The 15908-nt window shown below is 65.0% G+C and carries 18 protein-coding genes; 12 read left to right on the forward strand and 6 right to left on the reverse strand.

Annotated features, from left to right (window positions below; genetic code table 11):
- Positions 1-39: 39 nt before the first annotated feature.
- Together ACXAJV_RS14635 and ACXAJV_RS14640 are read left to right on the forward strand one after the other, a co-directional pair.
- The gene (locus tag ACXAJV_RS14635) at positions 40-501 is read left to right on the forward strand and encodes a RidA family protein (RefSeq protein WP_475086171.1); all 462 of its coding nucleotides are present in this window, start codon (positions 40-42) and stop codon (positions 499-501) included.
- A complete protein-coding gene (locus ACXAJV_RS14640) occupies positions 501-812 on the forward strand; it encodes a cupin domain-containing protein (RefSeq protein WP_475086172.1) in 312 nt (103 codons plus the stop codon). The genes ACXAJV_RS14635 and ACXAJV_RS14640 overlap by 1 nt, the downstream gene beginning before the upstream one ends.
- Here ACXAJV_RS14640 and ACXAJV_RS14645 read toward each other — a convergent pair.
- Positions 809-1279 carry a manganese efflux pump gene (locus ACXAJV_RS14645; protein WP_475086173.1) on the reverse strand — a complete coding sequence of 157 codons (471 nt, stop codon included), beginning with the start codon at positions 1277-1279 and terminating at the stop codon, positions 809-811. The two genes, ACXAJV_RS14640 and ACXAJV_RS14645, sit on opposite strands and share 4 nt — an antisense overlap.
- A gap of 156 nt (positions 1280-1435) precedes the next feature.
- On the opposite strand from ACXAJV_RS14645, the gene ACXAJV_RS14650 reads away from it, so the two are divergent.
- Both ACXAJV_RS14650 and ACXAJV_RS14655 read left to right on the forward strand, forming a co-directional pair.
- The gene (locus ACXAJV_RS14650) at positions 1436-2179 is read left to right on the forward strand and encodes a DsbA family protein (RefSeq protein ID WP_475086174.1); all 744 of its coding nucleotides are present in this window, start codon (positions 1436-1438) and stop codon (positions 2177-2179) included.
- 93 nt (positions 2180-2272) lie between these two features.
- Positions 2273-2758 (forward strand): hypothetical protein, encoded by a 486-nt coding sequence (locus tag ACXAJV_RS14655; protein WP_475086175.1) that lies wholly within the window; start codon positions 2273-2275, stop codon positions 2756-2758.
- A gap of 62 nt (positions 2759-2820) precedes the next feature.
- Here the strand turns inward: ACXAJV_RS14655 and ACXAJV_RS14660 are convergent, their stop codons facing one another.
- The 3 genes from ACXAJV_RS14660 to thiS form a co-directional block, all read right to left on the reverse strand.
- On the reverse strand, positions 2821-3237 hold the full coding sequence (locus ACXAJV_RS14660) for a VOC family protein (protein WP_475086176.1): 417 nt from the start codon (positions 3235-3237) through the stop codon (positions 2821-2823).
- Positions 3238-3301: 64 nt separating this feature from the next.
- Positions 3302-4102 carry a thiazole synthase gene (locus ACXAJV_RS14665; RefSeq protein WP_475086177.1) on the reverse strand — a complete coding sequence of 267 codons (801 nt, stop codon included), beginning with the start codon at positions 4100-4102 and terminating at the stop codon, positions 3302-3304.
- 1 nt (position 4103) lies between these two features.
- Positions 4104-4304 (reverse strand): sulfur carrier protein ThiS, encoded by a 201-nt coding sequence (gene thiS, locus ACXAJV_RS14670; protein ID WP_475086214.1) that lies wholly within the window; start codon positions 4302-4304, stop codon positions 4104-4106.
- Between the two features lie 76 nt (positions 4305-4380).
- Between thiS and aroQ the strand changes: the two genes are divergently transcribed.
- The 4 genes from aroQ to aat all read left to right on the forward strand — a co-directional run bounded on the left by aroQ (position 4381) and on the right by aat (position 7434).
- Positions 4381-4824: a type II 3-dehydroquinate dehydratase gene (aroQ, locus tag ACXAJV_RS14675; protein WP_271188239.1), complete on the forward strand. Its 444-nt coding sequence runs from the start codon at positions 4381-4383 to the stop codon at positions 4822-4824.
- 23 nt (positions 4825-4847) lie between these two features.
- The gene (accB, locus tag ACXAJV_RS14680; RefSeq protein ID WP_475086178.1) at positions 4848-5327 is read left to right on the forward strand and encodes an acetyl-CoA carboxylase biotin carboxyl carrier protein; all 480 of its coding nucleotides are present in this window, start codon (positions 4848-4850) and stop codon (positions 5325-5327) included.
- 25 nt (positions 5328-5352) lie between these two features.
- Positions 5353-6699, forward strand: a complete 1347-nt coding sequence (accC, locus tag ACXAJV_RS14685) for an acetyl-CoA carboxylase biotin carboxylase subunit (RefSeq protein WP_475086179.1) — start codon at positions 5353-5355, stop codon at positions 6697-6699.
- 84 nt (positions 6700-6783) lie between these two features.
- On the forward strand, positions 6784-7434 hold the full coding sequence (gene aat / locus ACXAJV_RS14690; RefSeq protein ID WP_475086180.1) for a leucyl/phenylalanyl-tRNA--protein transferase: 651 nt from the start codon (positions 6784-6786) through the stop codon (positions 7432-7434).
- On the opposite strand, the gene ACXAJV_RS14695 is transcribed toward aat, so the two are convergent.
- Together ACXAJV_RS14695 and ACXAJV_RS14700 are read right to left on the reverse strand one after the other, a co-directional pair.
- A complete protein-coding gene (locus ACXAJV_RS14695) occupies positions 7401-7850 on the reverse strand; it encodes a DUF2155 domain-containing protein (RefSeq protein ID WP_475086181.1) in 450 nt (149 codons plus the stop codon). The two genes, aat and ACXAJV_RS14695, sit on opposite strands and share 34 nt — an antisense overlap.
- Positions 7851-7930: 80 nt before the next feature.
- Positions 7931-8341, reverse strand: a complete 411-nt coding sequence (locus ACXAJV_RS14700; protein ID WP_475086182.1) for an NADH:ubiquinone oxidoreductase subunit NDUFA12 — start codon at positions 8339-8341, stop codon at positions 7931-7933.
- A gap of 206 nt (positions 8342-8547) precedes the next feature.
- On the opposite strand from ACXAJV_RS14700, the gene ACXAJV_RS14705 reads away from it, so the two are divergent.
- The 4 genes from ACXAJV_RS14705 (at position 8548) to ACXAJV_RS14720 (ending at position 15826) form a co-directional block, all read left to right on the forward strand.
- Positions 8548-11505, forward strand: coding sequence for a TSCPD domain-containing protein (locus ACXAJV_RS14705; protein WP_475086183.1), 2958 nt, complete (start codon positions 8548-8550; stop codon positions 11503-11505).
- Positions 11506-11564: 59 nt separating this feature from the next.
- On the forward strand, positions 11565-12053 hold the full coding sequence (locus ACXAJV_RS14710) for a pentapeptide repeat-containing protein (RefSeq protein ID WP_475086184.1): 489 nt from the start codon (positions 11565-11567) through the stop codon (positions 12051-12053).
- Between the two features lie 125 nt (positions 12054-12178).
- Positions 12179-13423, forward strand: coding sequence for a pentapeptide repeat-containing protein (locus ACXAJV_RS14715; RefSeq protein WP_475086185.1), 1245 nt, complete (start codon positions 12179-12181; stop codon positions 13421-13423).
- A gap of 135 nt (positions 13424-13558) precedes the next feature.
- Positions 13559-15826 carry a PPC domain-containing protein gene (locus ACXAJV_RS14720; protein WP_475086186.1) on the forward strand — a complete coding sequence of 756 codons (2268 nt, stop codon included), beginning with the start codon at positions 13559-13561 and terminating at the stop codon, positions 15824-15826.
- The last annotated feature ends 82 nt before the right edge of the window (positions 15827-15908 follow it).

Raw genomic sequence — 15908 nt, forward strand, 5'->3', positions numbered from 1 at the left:
GTCACTAAGTTGTCGGCATATCGAGCCAAGGAGCGCCCCATGTCCGCCATCGAAGCCCGTCTTGCCGAGCTCGGCATTTCCCTGCCAGAACCGGTTGCCCCGGTCGCCAATTATGTCCCCTTCGTGCGCACCGGCAGCCAGGTTTTCCTGTCCGGCCAGGTCTCGATCGGTTCTGATGGTCTGGTCGCCGGCACGCTGGGCAGCGACATGGACCTGGAAGCCGGGCAGGCTGCGGCGCGGCTGTGCGGTATCAATCTCATCGCCCAGATGAAAGCCGCCTGCGAGGGCGATCTGGAGCGCGTGAAGCGGGTTGTCCGTCTCGGCGGTTTCGTGGCTGCCGCCCCGTCCTTCACCGACATTCCCAAAGTGGTGAATGGCTGTTCCGACCTGATGGTCGATGTGTTCGGCGACAAGGGCCGGCACGCCCGCTCCGCCGTTTCCTGCCCGGTTCTGCCGCTGGGCGCCGCCGTCGAGGTCGACGCCGTCTTCGAGATCGCCTGATGAAACGTATACGCGCACGCGAATTCACCGCCGAACGGGCCTGGGGCGCCGAACGCCTCGCCCTGTTCGGATCCACCGGGGTCAGCCTGCACTGGACCGACCAGCCCTATCGCTGGCACCGCAATACCGGTGACGAGGTCTTTGTGGTGCTCGATGGCCGCGTCGAAATGAAATACCGCGAGGCCGGTGTCGAGAAATCCATGCTGCTGGAGGCCGGCGACGCGCTGGCCATCGGCGATGGCGAGGAACATGTCGCCCACCCTGTCGGCGAGGCCCGCATTCTCGTCGTCGAGGATGTCGACAGCGATTAAGCGCCCGCCATGTGGCTGATAAAGATCGACAGGCCGATCCCGATCAGAACCGCACCGCCGGCGATCTCGGCGAAGCCGCCCAGCTGCTCGGCGACCCTGGGGCCGATGCGGTAGCCCAGGCTGGCCATGACAAAGGAGGTCAGCCCGATCGCGAGAGCCGACCAGGCCGGGCCGCCGGCAAGCGCCAGGGCGATACCGACCGCGGCAGCGTCGATACTGGTCCCCAGCGCGGTGATAACCGTGGCCAGCAGAATCAAGGCGATCCAGTGATCGACGGCGGTTATCCAGTGCGCCGCAATCCGCGCCAGCAGCCAGCCCGCCAGACACATCAGGCCTTCAGCCAGACCGAATACCGCGCCGATGCGGACGGCACGAAGCGTCCGGGCCGACGGGTCCGATGCCCCGCGCGCCAGCGCAGCGGCAAAGGCGTCGGTCGACAGGGAAAGACTGGTGAGCGGAAGAGTCAAAACCGAGATCATGTCCCCGCATAGGCGCGAGGATGCATACCCGCAAGCCGCTGGTACGCCTTGAGGTCCCACACAATGATTTTACACCGTAAAACCTCGCAGTGCGGGGCAAGACCGGCTAGATGTGCGGCGCTACCGGTTTCAAAGGGTTCGATCATGACACGTTTCGCGGGCATATTCGCCGCCGCCATTCTTCTGATGGGTTGCCAGCAAGGCGATGCCAGCGCCCAGCTGTCCGATGCGCAGCGCGAGGAAGTGCGCGACATCGTACGCGACTACATCCTGGAGAACCCCGAAATCATCGAGGAAGCCCTGATCGAACTGCAGCGCCGGGCCCGCGCCCGCGAGATGCAGGCGGCCTATGATGCTGTCGAAGCCCAGTCCGAGGCGATCTACAACGATCCGCGCGACCCGCGTCTCGGCCCGGATGGCGCCGACATCGTGATCGTCGAATTCATGGACTACCGATGCTCCTACTGCCGGGTCGCCAATAACTGGGTCGAGGATGTGCGCGAAGAGCATGGCGACCGCATCCAGTTCATCGTCAAGGAATACCCGATCCTGGGCGAGGATTCGCTGGAAGCCTCGCGCGCGGCCATCGCCGCCCTGCAACAGGGTACGGACGTCTATGAAGCCTTCCACAATGCGATGGTGTCCTCCTCCGGCCCGCTGCCGAGCGAGCGCATCAACCAGCTTGCCCGCGTGTCAGGTGTGGATGTCGAGCGCATGCGCGAGGCGATGGAGAGCCCGGCCATCATGGAGCACATCAGCCAGGTCCGTTCGCTCGGCCAGGTGCTGGGTGTGACGGGCACACCCTTCTTCCTCGTCGACGGCACCATCGTATCCGGCGCCAACGAGCTGGCGCTTGACCAGGCCCTGCAGCGGGCGCTCGCCGAGTAGCCCCTGCGTGCCGCCTTCGCGTCCCCGGAACAGGGGATGCCCGCATCCGGTCCGGTTCAGCTAGACAATGGCAGAACCGGGACCGGAGACGCGATGCGGTACGTACTTATCCCCATGGCCTGTCTTGCCATCCTGCCGGCCGCCTGTGGCAAAATGCCGGGCGAGCTGCGCGAATACGTGCAGCAGGAGGGCAATTGGGGCTGGGGAAACGGGACGGGGTGCAAGGACCGGACGGATGTCTGGCATATCTCGGGCGATCAGATCACGATCTACAGCCAGGGCGAGATTGCCGGATATCTGCGGCTGGATGAGCGTCGCGGTCTTTACTCCAACGGGCTGACCTCCGGCAGCGGTGCCTGGACCGACATGCTGTGGATCCTGCACGGTCCGGCCCCGGACGGCAGCGGCAACACCGGTCACCAGGAAATGCGCCTTGCGATCCGCGGCGCCTCGGGACGGACGACCGCCCTGCGCACCTATAATCACAGACTTTTCATCGATGATGCGACGGGAGAGCGCCGCCGGATCGTCGAGCCCCGGCGCGGCGACCGCATGATCCCCTGCAGTGAACGCAGGTGAGAGCCGCCGGACTTGCAGTCCCTCCCCCATTTTACGCCCGCCATCGCGAGCCGGACAAACGATCAGACACTCATCTCGACATGCCCGGCCGCATCGATCGTCCAGGCCGGATTGTGCGCGACTTCCCAGGCGTGTCCGTCCGGATCGGCGAAATAGCCGGAATACCCGCCCCATGGAGCTTCCTCGGCCCGTTTCAGCACGCTGCCCCCGGCCGACACAGCCCGGTCGAGCGCCGGATCGACCTCGGACCGGTCGCGGACATTGTAGGCGAGCGCGATCCGGCCCGTGCCGTCATTGTCGCGTTTCATGTCGAGATCGAAACTGTCGCGCCGGAACAGGCCCAGCACGATGCCGTTCAGCTGGAAGAAGACGACTTCCTCATTCTCGAAGGCCGCCTTCCAGCCCAGCTTTTCATAAAAAGCCCGCGAGCGCGCGGTATCGGCAACGCCGAGGGTGATAAGCGAAACACGCTGTTCCATCCCGGTTCTCCCTGTTGGAAAACCAGAATAGAACAAAAACAGAACATCGCAACAATGAAATGAATCAGATCAGACCGGAAAGCGGGCTGGACGGATCGGCATAGCGCTTTTTCGGCATGCGGCCGGCCAGATAGGCCTCGCGTCCGGCAATTACGGCGTGACGCATGGCACGCGCCATCCGGACCGGGTCCTTCGCCTCGGCAATCGCTGTGTTCATCAGCACACCGTCACACCCCAGCTCCATCGCCACGGCTGCATCGGATGCGGTGCCGACACCGGCATCGACGATTACCGGCACTTTTGTCTGTTCGACGATCAGACGGATATTAACCGGGTTCTGGATGCCCAGGCCCGAGCCGATCGGTGCGCCCAGCGGCATGATGGCGCAACAGCCGGCCTCTTCCAGCTTCCTGGCATAGACCGGGTCGTCCGAGCAGTAGACCATGACGTCGAACCCGTCCTTGATCAGCATTTCCGCCGCCCGCAGCGTCTCGGACATGTCGGGATAGAGGTGTTTGGGGTCGGACAGGACTTCCAGCTTCACCAGATTCCAGCCGCCCGCCTCGCGCGCCAGGCGCAGCGTGCGGATCGCATCCTCGCCGGTAAAGCATCCCGCGGTATTGGGCAGATAAGTGTAATCCTCGGGCGAAATAAAATCGACCAGACGCGGCTCATCCGGATTGGACAGGTTCACCCGGCGCACGGCAACGGTGATCATCTCGGCGCCGGACGCCTTCAGCGCCTCTGCATTCCGGGCATAAGTTTCGTACTTGCCTGTGCCGATGATGAGGCGGGAGGTGAAGGTCCGGCCGGCGACCACCAGCGGCGTGTCCTCCGCGCTCTTCGGGGTTACGGCATCATCCATCTCATCCACCTCCAACAAATGCGACAATCTCGATCCGGTCACCGTCCTGCAGCGCCATCCCGGCATATTGCGACCGCGGAACGATCTCCAGATTTCGCTCCACCGCGATCTTCCGTCCGTCCAGATTCAGGTCGCTCACCAGGTCCGCCACATGGGCCCCCTCGGCAATCGACCGGCTTTCGCCATTGACTGTTAGCTGCAGCACGGCTTCGTTTGACCTTTCGTGAGTCCCGATATCACTCACCTCGTAATTCTCCTTGAGGCTTCAAGGCAAGGCCATGAGCAAACCCATTCACATCCTCAACGGACCGAATCTCAATCTTCTCGGCACCCGCGAGCCCGAGGTCTACGGCTCCATGTCGCTTGCCGACATCGAACAGGCCTGCACCGCCCACGCCCGTGATCTGGGGTTTTCCATCGTGTTTCGCCAGTCCAATCATGAAGGCGAACTGATCGACTGGCTGCATGACGCAAACGTCAACGCGTCTGCTATTGTCTTCAACCCCGGTGCCTATACGCATACATCGGTCGCTTTGCATGACGCCGTTCGCGCTATAGAACCTCCGGTCATCGAAGTTCATTTGAGTCAGACAGCGGCACGCGAAGCTTTCCGACATCACTCCTACATCGCATCCGCCGCGCGGGGCTCGATTACAGGGTTGGGGCTGAACAGCTACCTGCTCGGTATCACTGCTGCCGCCGGATGCATCGAAACGCAATAGACGGAACCAAAGGCCTGATCATCATGAGTTCTGATTCCCGTTCCCGCTCCCAGATCGACCCCCAGCTTGTCCGCGAGCTCGCCGACATCCTGCGCGAGACGGAACTGTCCGAGATCGAAGTCGAGCATGACGATCTGCGTCTGCGGATTGCCCGCCAGCTGACCGCGGCGCCGGCCGTACAGACCGTGTCCGTTCCCGCTGCTGCCCCGGCACCAGTAGCGGCTGCAGCCCCCGGCGCGGCTCCCGCTGCAGCCGAAGCCGCCGAAAAGGCTGGCACGGTGAAATCGCCGATGGTCGGTACGGCCTATCTGAAGCCGAATCCGGACGCTGCGCTGTTCGTGCGCGTCGGCGACACGGTGAAAAAGGGCGACACCATCCTGCTGGTCGAGGCGATGAAGACCTTCAACCCGATCACCGCCGAGAAAGCCGGCACGATCACGGACATCCTGGTCGAGGACGGGCAGCCGGTGGAATACGGCGAAGCCCTCTTCGTCCTCTCCTGACGCCCCAACCGACGCGAGCGCCGACATGTTCGAAAAGATCCTGATCGCCAATCGCGGCGAGATTGCCCTTCGTGTCCATCGCGCCTGCCGCGAAATGGGCATCCGCACGGTAGCCGTTCACTCGGAAGCCGACGCCAACGCCATGCATGTGCGCCTCGCGGACGAGAGCGTGTGCATCGGCCCGCCTCCGGCCGGCAAGTCCTATCTCAATATTCCCGCCATCATCACGGCGGCTGAAGTGACAGGCGCCCAGGCGATCCACCCGGGCTATGGCTTCCTGTCGGAAAATGCCCGCTTCGCCGAGATCGTCGAGGCGCACGGCCTGGCCTTCATCGGCCCGACGGCCGAGCATATCCGCATGATGGGCGACAAGATCACCGCCAAGAAGGCCGTGATGGAAGCCGGTATTCCGGTGGTCCCGGGTTCGGAAGGCGGCGTGGCGACCTATGAGGAGGCCCAGCCGATTGCCGCGGAGATCGGCTATCCGGTGCTGATCAAGGCTGCCTCGGGCGGCGGTGGCCGCGGCATGAAGGTTGCCGAAAGCGCCGACAAGCTCAAGGAAGCCATGGAGACCGCCTCCGCGGAAGCCTCGGCCGCCTTTGGCGACGGCACGGTCTATCTGGAAAAATATCTCGGCCAGCCGCGCCATATCGAGATCCAGGTGCTTGCCGACACGCACGGCAATGTGGTGCATCTGGGCGAGCGCGATTGTTCGCTGCAGCGCCGTCACCAGAAAATCCTCGAGGAAGCGCCCTCACCCGCGCTCAGCCCGGAAGAACGCGCCCAGATCGGCGAGACGGTCCGCAAGGCCATCGAAGCCATTGGTTACCGCGGCGTCGGCACGATCGAATTCCTCTGGGAGAACGGGGAATTCTATTTCATCGAGATGAATACCCGCCTGCAGGTGGAACACCCGGTCACCGAGATGATCACCGGTATCGACCTGGTGCGCGAGCAGATCCGCGTCGCCGACGGGGCACCGCTGGATATCACCCAGGACGACATCACTTTCGAAGGCTGGGCGATCGAATGCCGCATCAATGCGGAGAACCCGAAGACCTTCGCGCCCTCGCCGGGCACGGTCACGGAATTCCATGCGCCGGGCGGCCTCGGCGTCCGCCTCGATTCCGCCCTGTATGCGGGCTATTCCATTCCGCCTTACTATGACAGCCTGATCGGCAAGCTGATCGTTCACGGCCGCACGCGTACCGAGACCCTGTTACGCCTGCGCCGTGCGCTGGAAGAAATGGTGGTCGGCGGAGTGGAGACAACGATCCCGATCTTCCTCGACCTGCTAGAGGAACCGGATTTCGTGAGCGGGGACTACCACATCCGCTGGCTCGAGGAATGGCTGGCCAATCGCAACGGCTAGCCGCAGGGACCTGACGGTCCCGCATCTTGAGCAATGGCGTGGCCGTTCCTGCCCGGACGGTCACGCGTTGGGAGCGGTAGCCCGATGCGCGGTTTCGGCGCAGAAGACCTGATCGAATGCTATGCCCGAGGCGTGTTCCCCATGGCCGAGGGGCGGGACGATCCGCGCATCTACCTGCTCGATCCGGACGAGCGGGGCGTGCTGCCGCTGGAGGGGTTCCATATACCGCGGACCCTGCGCAAGACGGTCCGCCAGAACACGTTCGATATCCGTTTCGACACCGCCTTCGAGGCCGTGGTGGCAGGCTGTGCCGAGCCGGCGCCGGGCCGCGAAGAGACCTGGATCAATGACGGCATTCTCAGCCTCTATCGCGAACTCTTCCAGCTGGGCTTCGCCCACAGCGTCGAGAGCTGGCAGGACGGCGAGCTGGTCGGCGGTTTGTACGGGGTTTCACTGGGCGGGGCCTTTTTTGGCGAGAGCATGTTCTCACGGCGCACGGACGCGTCAAAGGTGGCGCTCGTCCATCTGGTCGCGCAGTTGAAGGCCGGCGGCTTCATCCTGCTGGATACGCAGTTCACCACGGAGCATCTGGAACGGTTCGGCGCGATCACCATCCCGCGCGACATGTATCATCTGCGGCTGGCCGATGCTCTGCAGATCGAGACGGGGTTTCCAGCCGTGCCCGAGGGGATGAGCGGGGCTCAGGCCCTGCAGTCGATCACCCAGACATCATAGACGGGGTGTTCAAGCGGGTTCTGGGCCGGCCGTGAGGCAAACATCCAGCCGGAGAAAATCTCCTCGCCATCCGTATCGACACCGAAACCGTCGGTACGGCGGTCACGGACTTCCAGGAAGGCATAGGTTTCCGGCGTCTCTTCCGGCGGGCGGCGGCGGCAATAGCGCGGCGTGATGTCCAGAGCGCCGAAGTTCACCGTATCGCCGATCGTAATCTCGAAATCGCGGGTCCGGGCGGTGACCTTGTCCAGTCCGCGCAGCACGACGATGCTGCCCGGCTCGCTCGACAACTCCTCGCCGTCGCGCGCATCGGGATCATCGCCCCGCAGCATGTCGCCGATGGGATCATTGTCCTGCGCCAGCGCGGCGGCGGCGAGACCCAGGGAAAGAAGACAGGCGGTGAAGACAGTTTTCATGACGCGTACTCTGCCCTGACAATTATGACCGTGTCGAGACGGCCCATGGCAGGACCGCGCCAGGTCTGCGCAGGAAGCGCTCAGGCCTCGTCGGGCGACCAGGCTTCGTAATCGGCTGTGGAGGCCTGGCGGCCCTGCGGCGTCAGCAGGCTGCCCGAGGGGCGATAGGCATAGACCGTGCCCGTGAGATTGGGATGGTGATCCTTTTCCCAGGTCTGACGACGCAGCGGTTCCTCGCTGGGGGGCGTCTCGAAAGTGTGGTGTAGCCAGCCATGCCAGTCCGACGGAACGCGGGAAGCGTCGGCATAGCCCTTGTAGACCACCCAGCGGCGCTTGTTGCCGTCGGGGCCGGTCACGCCGCGTTCCTCGAAATAGCGATTGCCGTACTCATCCTCGCCGACCTTCTTGGCGCCACGCATGGCCAGCGTCAGGAGAGTTCCCGGCGTGGCGTCTTTCCACCACACGAAAATCTTGGCGATCGTTCCGAACATTGTCAGCGGCTCCGAGTCGGTCGACACAGGTTGCGGCCTATATGCCCGCATGGCGCGGGCGGGTCCAGTACCGAACGCGGCTGCACGGTGTCGCAGCCTGCCAGCCCGCAGGCTTCTGACCGGCCACGCCACGCGGTAGACTGACAGCTTGTCCGGGCGATTCGCGGCCTATGACCGGAGCCCGGCCGGTGTCTGAGGGTGGACGCATGGAAGTCTTCGATCGTTTCGCGCAGCAGCTGGTCCGGCAGGGCGAACGCCTTGCGCCGGAAGAGCGTACGGTAACCGCAGCCGGCGACGATCCCGAGCTGGCGGCCACCAGCCGGACGATCACTGTTCCCGCCGACTGGAGTGCGAACGCCGCCCAGAGCCTCGCCGATCTGCTGGACATGCCCCGCCCGCTGCGCACCACGCCACGCCCGGGCGTGAAGGTGATCGGCAGCCTGACGCCGCACATCGCCGATGACGAGACCCGCATTACCGAAAACGGGCTGGAAAGCGTCACCACGCGCCTTGCCGGATCGCTGGCTTGGTCGGCGGCCCGCCAGGGGGCGTTCGAGACGCCGGAAATAGCCGAGACCTTTGCCCGTGAACTCGCGGCCAGCCTGACCGGCCGGCATGTCATGCCCGACGCAAACCTGATTGCCGAGGGCGGAGTCGACTGGGCCTATGGCGATACGCCGCAAAGCCCCGAAGCGCCCGAACTGCCGCTGCAGATCCGCGCTGCCGCACGTACCGCTCCAGGTCAGTTGCGTCGTGTCGCAGAAACCGCCCTGCGCGGCTCGATCCTCGAGGTCGGTGCGCGGGTCACCCGCGAGCGGCTGGAGGCGATCGGCGAAGCCTGCCGACGCTGCTCCGGCGAACCGGAGGACTGTTTCGATCCGCGCAGCAATGCCGCCCTCGCCCGGGCCATGCGCCGCGCACTCAAGGACGGCATTCCCGAGGAAGCGGTCGAACGTGCTCTGTCGCTGGCTCGCCAGGGGACCGGCGATGATGCCCTGGGTGCGCTGATCCCCGACCCGCTGCCACAGCGCAAGGCACGGCTGCACATCCCGCCGGCCCTGTGCGAGGCCATTGCCAAGGACGAGGCCTGGAGCTTCGACCAGGACGGCGGCAGCGTGCGCGCCCGTGATTTCCGCACCGGCATCGCCCGGACCGTCTGGAGCTTCGGCACCCCGTCCCTCGCCTTCCATGAAAGCCCGGAACCGGCCGGGCCGACCCTGTTCGTCAACCTGCCCGCCTATATCGGAGTGGATGGCAGTTTCGACGCCGACCTCCTGTTCGATGCCGTGCGCTACTGGGCGGCAGCCCTGGCCCTGAGCGCGCCGAAGGGCGCGGCCTCGTCCGGCACGATCAGCCTGACCGGGCTGGGCGCAGCCCTGACGGCCTGCGGATTGGCCTATGACAGCGATGAGGGACGCACCGCTGCGGCAGCGATCGCCCGGCTGGCGACTCTCGCCCTGCGCGATGCCGCAGCCGGTACCGGTGCCAGCGCACCGGGACTGGGTCCGGACCTCCCGCTCGACACACTTCCGGCCGGTTTCGAGGCCGTGGCCGCGCGGCTGGAAGACGCCGCAACGCCCTTCCTGCCCAAGGCCGCGCTGGCTCGTCCCGGCGTCGTGCTGGCCTGTGGCCCTGTCGACAGCGCTGTGGCGGGCCTCATGGATGCAGACAGCGATGGCGCAGCCCCCGTCCTGGGCGCCACAGCGACGACGGATGATGTGTTCGGCGCGGGCCGCACCCTGCGGCGCTGTGTCCGCCAGGGTCTTGAGGCCCTGGACCAGTCAGCCGCCCGGATCGAGCAGGCCGAGGATCATGCTGCCGGCCGCGGTACGCTGGCAGGCGCGCCGGCCCTGTCGCTGGACGCACTGGCCGAACGCGGCCTGCCCCAGGACGTGCTGGAGCGGCTGGATGATTCGATCGCGGAAGGCGCCTCGATCCGACACGCCCTCAACCGCTGGACGCTGGGAGACCGGGTCTGCCGCGAGCTGGGCCTGTCCAGCGATGTGGTCGAGGCAGAAAGTGCCTCCCTGTGCCGGGCTCTGGGCTTTTCCGAAGCCGATATCGCCGCCGCCGACCGCCATGCCCAGGGCACGGGTGAACTACACGACTCACCCGCCCTTCCCGCCGACATCCGGTCGGTCTTCGCACCGGTCGCACCGCACGGCATCATGCGCATGGCGCATGCCGTCGAGCAGCAGATCGGCGGGGCCTGCGCAATTGCCCTCGAGCTCGAGGGGGATGCGACCATCGACGATGTGTCGGCGCTGATCGATGCCGGAGCCGATCTGGGCCTGCGCCGGCTGGATATCCGCCGGACCGCATCGGGCCTGTTCGACCTTCTGCCGGCGATCGACTTCGACAAGGGCGATTATGCCGCCGACGCCGCGCCCCAGATCCAGGAGCGCATTGTCGAACGGACGGTCGAGCGCGTGGTCGAGAAGCCCGCCGCCCGCCGCAAGCTGCCGGACCGCCGCAAGGGCTATATCCAGAAGGCCACAGTGGGCGGCCACAAGGTCTATCTGCACACCGGCGAGTTCGACGATGGCGAGCTGGGCGAGATCTTCATCGACATGCACAAGGAAGGCGCGGCCTTCCGCTCGCTGATGAACAATTTCGCCATCGCGATCTCCATTGGCCTGCAATACGGCGTGCCGCTGGAAGAATATGTCGACGCCTTCGTCTATACGCGCTTCGAGCCGGCCGGTGCGGTCGAGGGCAATGACTCCATCCAGCAAGCGACCTCAATCCTCGACTATCTCTTCCGTGAACTGGGTGTGTCCTATCTGGGCCGCGAGGACCTAGCGGAAGTCTCGCCCGACCGCGCCGATCCCGGCGGTCTGGGCAAGGGGGTCCAGCAGGAAAAGCTCGCCCAGGAAGACGCCTCCAAATTCATCTCCCGCGGCTTCTCCCGCGGCCAGGTGCCGGACAATATCCTGATGTTCGCCAATGCCCCGCGCAAGGCCGCAAACGGACGGGACGACGGTTCAAGCGAAACCGGTCACTACGAGCTCGAGGATCACACGGTCACACGAGCCGGCGGTCGCGACATCACGGCCTACTCCGGCGATCCATGTCCCGAGTGCGGCCATTTCACCGTTGTTGGCGGTGATGGCGAACCGCGCAATTGCGACGCCTGTGGCTGGACGGGCCCGGCCACCGAGTGATCCTGTCTGCCGGTATGCCTCTTGCTTGGCGAGAGGCCAGTCGTTCGGAGCGCTCCAGAATGAAACGGATTTGGCTTGCCGTCCTGGCCGTCCTGACCCTCGGGACCGCCGTCCACGCACAGGATGCCTCACAGATTGCCCGGGTCCAGTCAGGCCAGTCCTGCCCCGGTTGCAACCTGTTCCAGGCCGACCTGTCCTATCTCGACCTTCCCGGCATCGACGTGTCCGGCAGCCGGCTGCGCCAGTCCAGTCTGGCCCTCGTGACCATGAATGGCGCAAGGTTCGACAATGCGAACCTGTCCGTGGCAAACCTGTTCGGTGGCCGCTTCACCAGCGCGAGCTTCCGCGGTGCCGATCTCAGCCGTGCCAATCTGGTCGGCGCTTATCTGCACAGCGCCGATCTGACCGGAGCCGATCTGGAAGGCGCCAACCTGTCCGGTGCCGAACTCGGCACGACGCGTGGCCTCACCCAGTCGCAGCTGAACAGGGCGTGCGGCGATGCGTCCACGGAACTTCCCTCAGGCCTGCATATCCCGCGCTGCAATTAGGCACGCCCGACGCTCGCAAAGCCGGCGCCAAGGCTGGCCAAGGACAGGCGGGCTTCATACGATATGCACAGGGGTTACTGTGAATTAAGTCGAACTCCCCCGGCGACTGCCGTATCTGAGTGGATATGCGGATACAGACACGCGTCATTTCGGCTTTGCTTGCAGCAACCTGCCTCGCGACGGCTCCGGCTTTTGCGGGTGGTGATGACGACCATCCGCGGCGTGGCCTGACCATTGGCGGCGAGTTCGAGAACTGGGATTTTTCCGACAAGAACCTGGCCGGCGCTGTCTTCATCGGCGCGAACTTCCAGGGTGCATCCTTCGCCGACAGCGAGCTGCCCGGCGTCACCATCGTGGAAAGCCGGTTCAACGACACCGATTTCTCCGACGCCGACATGCCGGCCTCCCAGCTCACCGGCGTGACATTCTCGCGCGCCAACCTGTCCGGCGCCCGCTTCCCCGGTGCGCGGATCGAACGGGTCAACTTCTCGGCCGCCGATCTCGACGACACTGATTTTTCGGCCTCCGAAATGGTGTTCGTCACCTTTATCGGGTCCCGGCTCAACAGCACGCTCTTCAACGGTGCGAGGCTGCGGCAGGTCAACTTCCTGCGTGCCGAGCTGAACGAGACGAATTTCCGGGCCGCCGAGCTGCGCCGTGCAAACTTCGCCGAAGTCACCGGGACCGAGGTGAGTTTCCGCGATGCCGACCTGACCGGCTCCAGCTTCGAGAATGCCGAACTGGACGAGGTTGATTTCACCGGCGCCAATCTCGCCGGCGCGAATTTCTCCTCGGCCCGTATCCGCGAAGCCATAGGCCTGACCAAGGACAGCCTGACCGGCGCCTGCGGGAATGACACCACAGAGCTGAATGACGGCCTGCAGCTGCCGGCTTGCAGCGGCGGAGAGGAGATGCGCTTCGGTCCCGCCCAGGAGTACAGCTATGTGCTGCGCCTGCGGGGCGAATCCGACGCCGAGACCGTGATGGAGCTGCGGGCGCTGGAAAATGCCCGCGTCGAGGTCTTGACCCAGATCGGCCAGGCGCTGGAAATCCACGCCGAGGATCTCGACCGGGAAGCCATTCGCGAAGCCACCAATGAGGCTCTGCGCGAGATCGCCCGCGCCGAACGGGAGCTGCGCGAAATCCAGCGTGACCGCCATATCGAGCGCGCCGAGATCGAGCGCGAGCGCGAGGAAGCGCTGCGCGAGCACCGTGCCTTGCAGGACGAGCTGCGTCGCGAGGCCCGCGAACGGGAACGCGAACTTCGCGAACTGCGGCGCGAGACCGACCAGACCCGCAACACGACACGGTTCGAGTTCCGGATCGCCCCTCCTCAGCCGGAAACACCTCCGCCGCCGCCCGAGCGCTGACACACCGGCGGGCCCGGCCGTCGTGCCACCCACCATTCCTACCAGCCTCCTTCTTGTGCTGCGCGCCGCGCAGCGCTACTCCGGCATACACGGTGTCGTCAGCGGCACAGCCGGACTCACTTCCAGGGGGCATTCATGCGTTTTTCGACCATTATTCTGGCCGGCCTGTCGGCCAGCGGTGCCGCCATGGCCCAGGCGCCGGACGGCCCGTTTGCGGGCGCTGTAACAGAGACGGCACCGCACGCCGAATTCCCGCTGACGCTGGAGGCCGGTCAGGTTGTCACGCTGAGCACGGCCTCGGTCGAGAATTTCGACACCGTGCTGGCGCTGCTGGGGCCGGACGGCAAGCCGGTCGCGCAGAATGATGATTGCGACGGCTCGCTGCAGTCCTGCATCACGTTTATGCCGAATGAGAGTGGCCGCTATACGGCTCGCGTGACGGGCTATGGCGAATCGACCGGCGCTTTCGAACTCACGGTCGCCGAGGGCGCGAATGTCGGCCTCTCCTACGCCGCAGAAACGCTGCGCGAGGAGGTCGTGACGCTGGGCAGCGGTGCGAGCGAGGTCCGCACCGAGATCGATCTGGGTGCAGACGCCATCTTCGTGGCCTCGACCTATGCTCTCGCCGAGACGCTGGATACCACGCTCACCCTGCTGGATGCCGGCGGGAATGTCCTCGCCCAGAATGATGATCGCGGCGATGGCTCGCTGAACTCGCAGATCGTCTACCAGCCTGACGAAGCGGGCCGCTTCACCATTCTGGTTGGCAGCTATGACGGCCAGGGCCAGGGCGATCTCGTCCTTTCCCTCGCGCTCGACCCCAATGCCCAGGTACCGTTCGACTTTACCAGCATTGAAGGCGAGACCCTCGCCGAATACACGGGCATGCTCGGCGCCGACAATCGCGAGCAGAGCTATCCGGTCGAGCTGACCGCCGGCCAGACGGTGATGATTGTCGCCGATGCGATCACCGACGATCTGGACACCGTGCTGACGCTGAACGGCCCGGACGGCTATCCCGTCGCGATGAATGACGATCGCGGCGACGGCACGCTGAACTCGGCCATCGCCTACACCGCGGCGCAGAGCGGCACCTACACGCTGGAACTCTCACGCTATCACGGTTCGGACACAAGCGGCGAATTCCGCCTCGTCCTGAGCGAGGTGGACGCCAGCGTCGTCGACACGCTCCAGGCGCTGAACGAGAATGTCGTCACGCTGAGCGGTCCGGAGCTGACGCTGGAGACCGAGGACTTCATCATCCACTACACGCTGGAAGGTGGAGATGCGTCCTCGGCGCATTATGCCGAACTGGTGGGGATCGCACTGCAGGAGTCCTACGACGCCCAGATCGTCCGGATGGGCTGGTCCGAGCCGCTGCGCGACGATAACGGCCGCTACCGTGCCTATGTTGCCCATGTCGACGGAGCGATGGGGTTTACCAAGCCGGTGGAGACCGTCTTCGACAATCCCAACACGCCGGAGATTCGCGAGACCCTGGCGGCCCGGACCGCCTTCGTGATCGACAATGATTTCCTGGGCCTGGGCAAGGAGGCGCCGGCGGAAAGCCTGCTGCGCGCCACGGCGACCCATGAGTTCAACCATGTCGTCCAGTTCGGCTATGATGCCGAGGAAGGCCTCGACTGGCTCTACGAGGCCACGGCCTCCTGGATCGAGGTCGCGACGATGGGCAGCGACCAGGATGCGACCGACTATGTCGGCACCGATTTCGACACGCCGCACCTGTGTTGGACAACACAGATCAGCGGCCATGACTATGCCCAGTGGACGCTGCTGCAATCCATGGCGGACATCCACGGCGAAACGGTGGTGCGGCGCCTGTGGGAAAACAGCGTGACGCTGGACGGGTTTGAAACCGCATCCGCAACGCTGGCCGAGTACGGCACCGACATTCCCGCCACGATCCAGCGCTGGCGTGCACAGAATTACGCCCGGGCCTATGATCTGGCATCGCTCTTTTCCGGCTCCGTCGCCGTGCGCCATACGCTCAGCGACACCGGGCGCTGGATGTCCAAGGGCGGGCTGGAAGAGCTGGGCGCGGATTATCTGGTCGTCGATCTGGATGGCCGGTTCGAGGTCACGCTCGAGGGCGAGGACGGGCTGGAACTGGTCGCACTGGGCCGCCGCGGCGATGAGGTTGTCGCCATTGCCCTGGGCCAGGATGGCGTGTTCGATACGACCGGCTTCTCCGATACCGCCCTGATGGTATTCAACCGCACCCTGCCCGCCGAGCCCGGCATGTGCAGCGATGTAGGCTATTCCATCGAGATCGCGCCCTCGACGGGCCGCATGGCTGAACCGGCCTACCGGTTCGACGCGCCGCACTTCCTGCAGCCGGGCATATCCGAGGCCGAAGACAATGACCAGGCCGCCGCGCCCTGATTTATGGCGCTCAGATCCCTGAAAAGCAAAAGGCCCCGGAGCTGTCTCCGGGGCCTTTTTTTATCAGGATCGTGAGGCGAGG

Source organism: Maricaulis sp. ABE4_448 (assembly GCF_056160825.1).

Coding starts and splice junctions, on each gene's coding strand:
- accC (WP_475086179.1), top strand. CDS start 5,353: ATGTTCGAAAAGATCCTGATCGCCAATCGCGGCGAGATTGCCCTTCGT.
- ACXAJV_RS14700 (WP_475086182.1), bottom strand. CDS start 8,341: ATGTTCGGAACGATCGCCAAGATTTTCGTGTGGTGGAAAGACGCCACG.
- ACXAJV_RS14705 (WP_475086183.1), top strand. CDS start 8,548: ATGGAAGTCTTCGATCGTTTCGCGCAGCAGCTGGTCCGGCAGGGCGAA.
- aat (WP_475086180.1), top strand. CDS start 6,784: ATGCGCGGTTTCGGCGCAGAAGACCTGATCGAATGCTATGCCCGAGGC.
- ACXAJV_RS14655 (WP_475086175.1), top strand. CDS start 2,273: ATGCGGTACGTACTTATCCCCATGGCCTGTCTTGCCATCCTGCCGGCC.
- aroQ (WP_271188239.1), top strand. CDS start 4,381: ATGAGCAAACCCATTCACATCCTCAACGGACCGAATCTCAATCTTCTC.
- ACXAJV_RS14695 (WP_475086181.1), bottom strand. CDS start 7,850: ATGAAAACTGTCTTCACCGCCTGTCTTCTTTCCCTGGGTCTCGCCGCC.
- ACXAJV_RS14635 (WP_475086171.1), top strand. CDS start 40: ATGTCCGCCATCGAAGCCCGTCTTGCCGAGCTCGGCATTTCCCTGCCA.
- ACXAJV_RS14720 (WP_475086186.1), top strand. CDS start 13,559: ATGCGTTTTTCGACCATTATTCTGGCCGGCCTGTCGGCCAGCGGTGCC.
- ACXAJV_RS14710 (WP_475086184.1), top strand. CDS start 11,565: ATGAAACGGATTTGGCTTGCCGTCCTGGCCGTCCTGACCCTCGGGACC.
- ACXAJV_RS14650 (WP_475086174.1), top strand. CDS start 1,436: ATGACACGTTTCGCGGGCATATTCGCCGCCGCCATTCTTCTGATGGGT.
- ACXAJV_RS14640 (WP_475086172.1), top strand. CDS start 501: ATGAAACGTATACGCGCACGCGAATTCACCGCCGAACGGGCCTGGGGC.
- ACXAJV_RS14715 (WP_475086185.1), top strand. CDS start 12,179: ATGCGGATACAGACACGCGTCATTTCGGCTTTGCTTGCAGCAACCTGC.
- accB (WP_475086178.1), top strand. CDS start 4,848: ATGAGTTCTGATTCCCGTTCCCGCTCCCAGATCGACCCCCAGCTTGTC.
- ACXAJV_RS14660 (WP_475086176.1), bottom strand. CDS start 3,237: ATGGAACAGCGTGTTTCGCTTATCACCCTCGGCGTTGCCGATACCGCG.
- ACXAJV_RS14665 (WP_475086177.1), bottom strand. CDS start 4,102: ATGGATGATGCCGTAACCCCGAAGAGCGCGGAGGACACGCCGCTGGTG.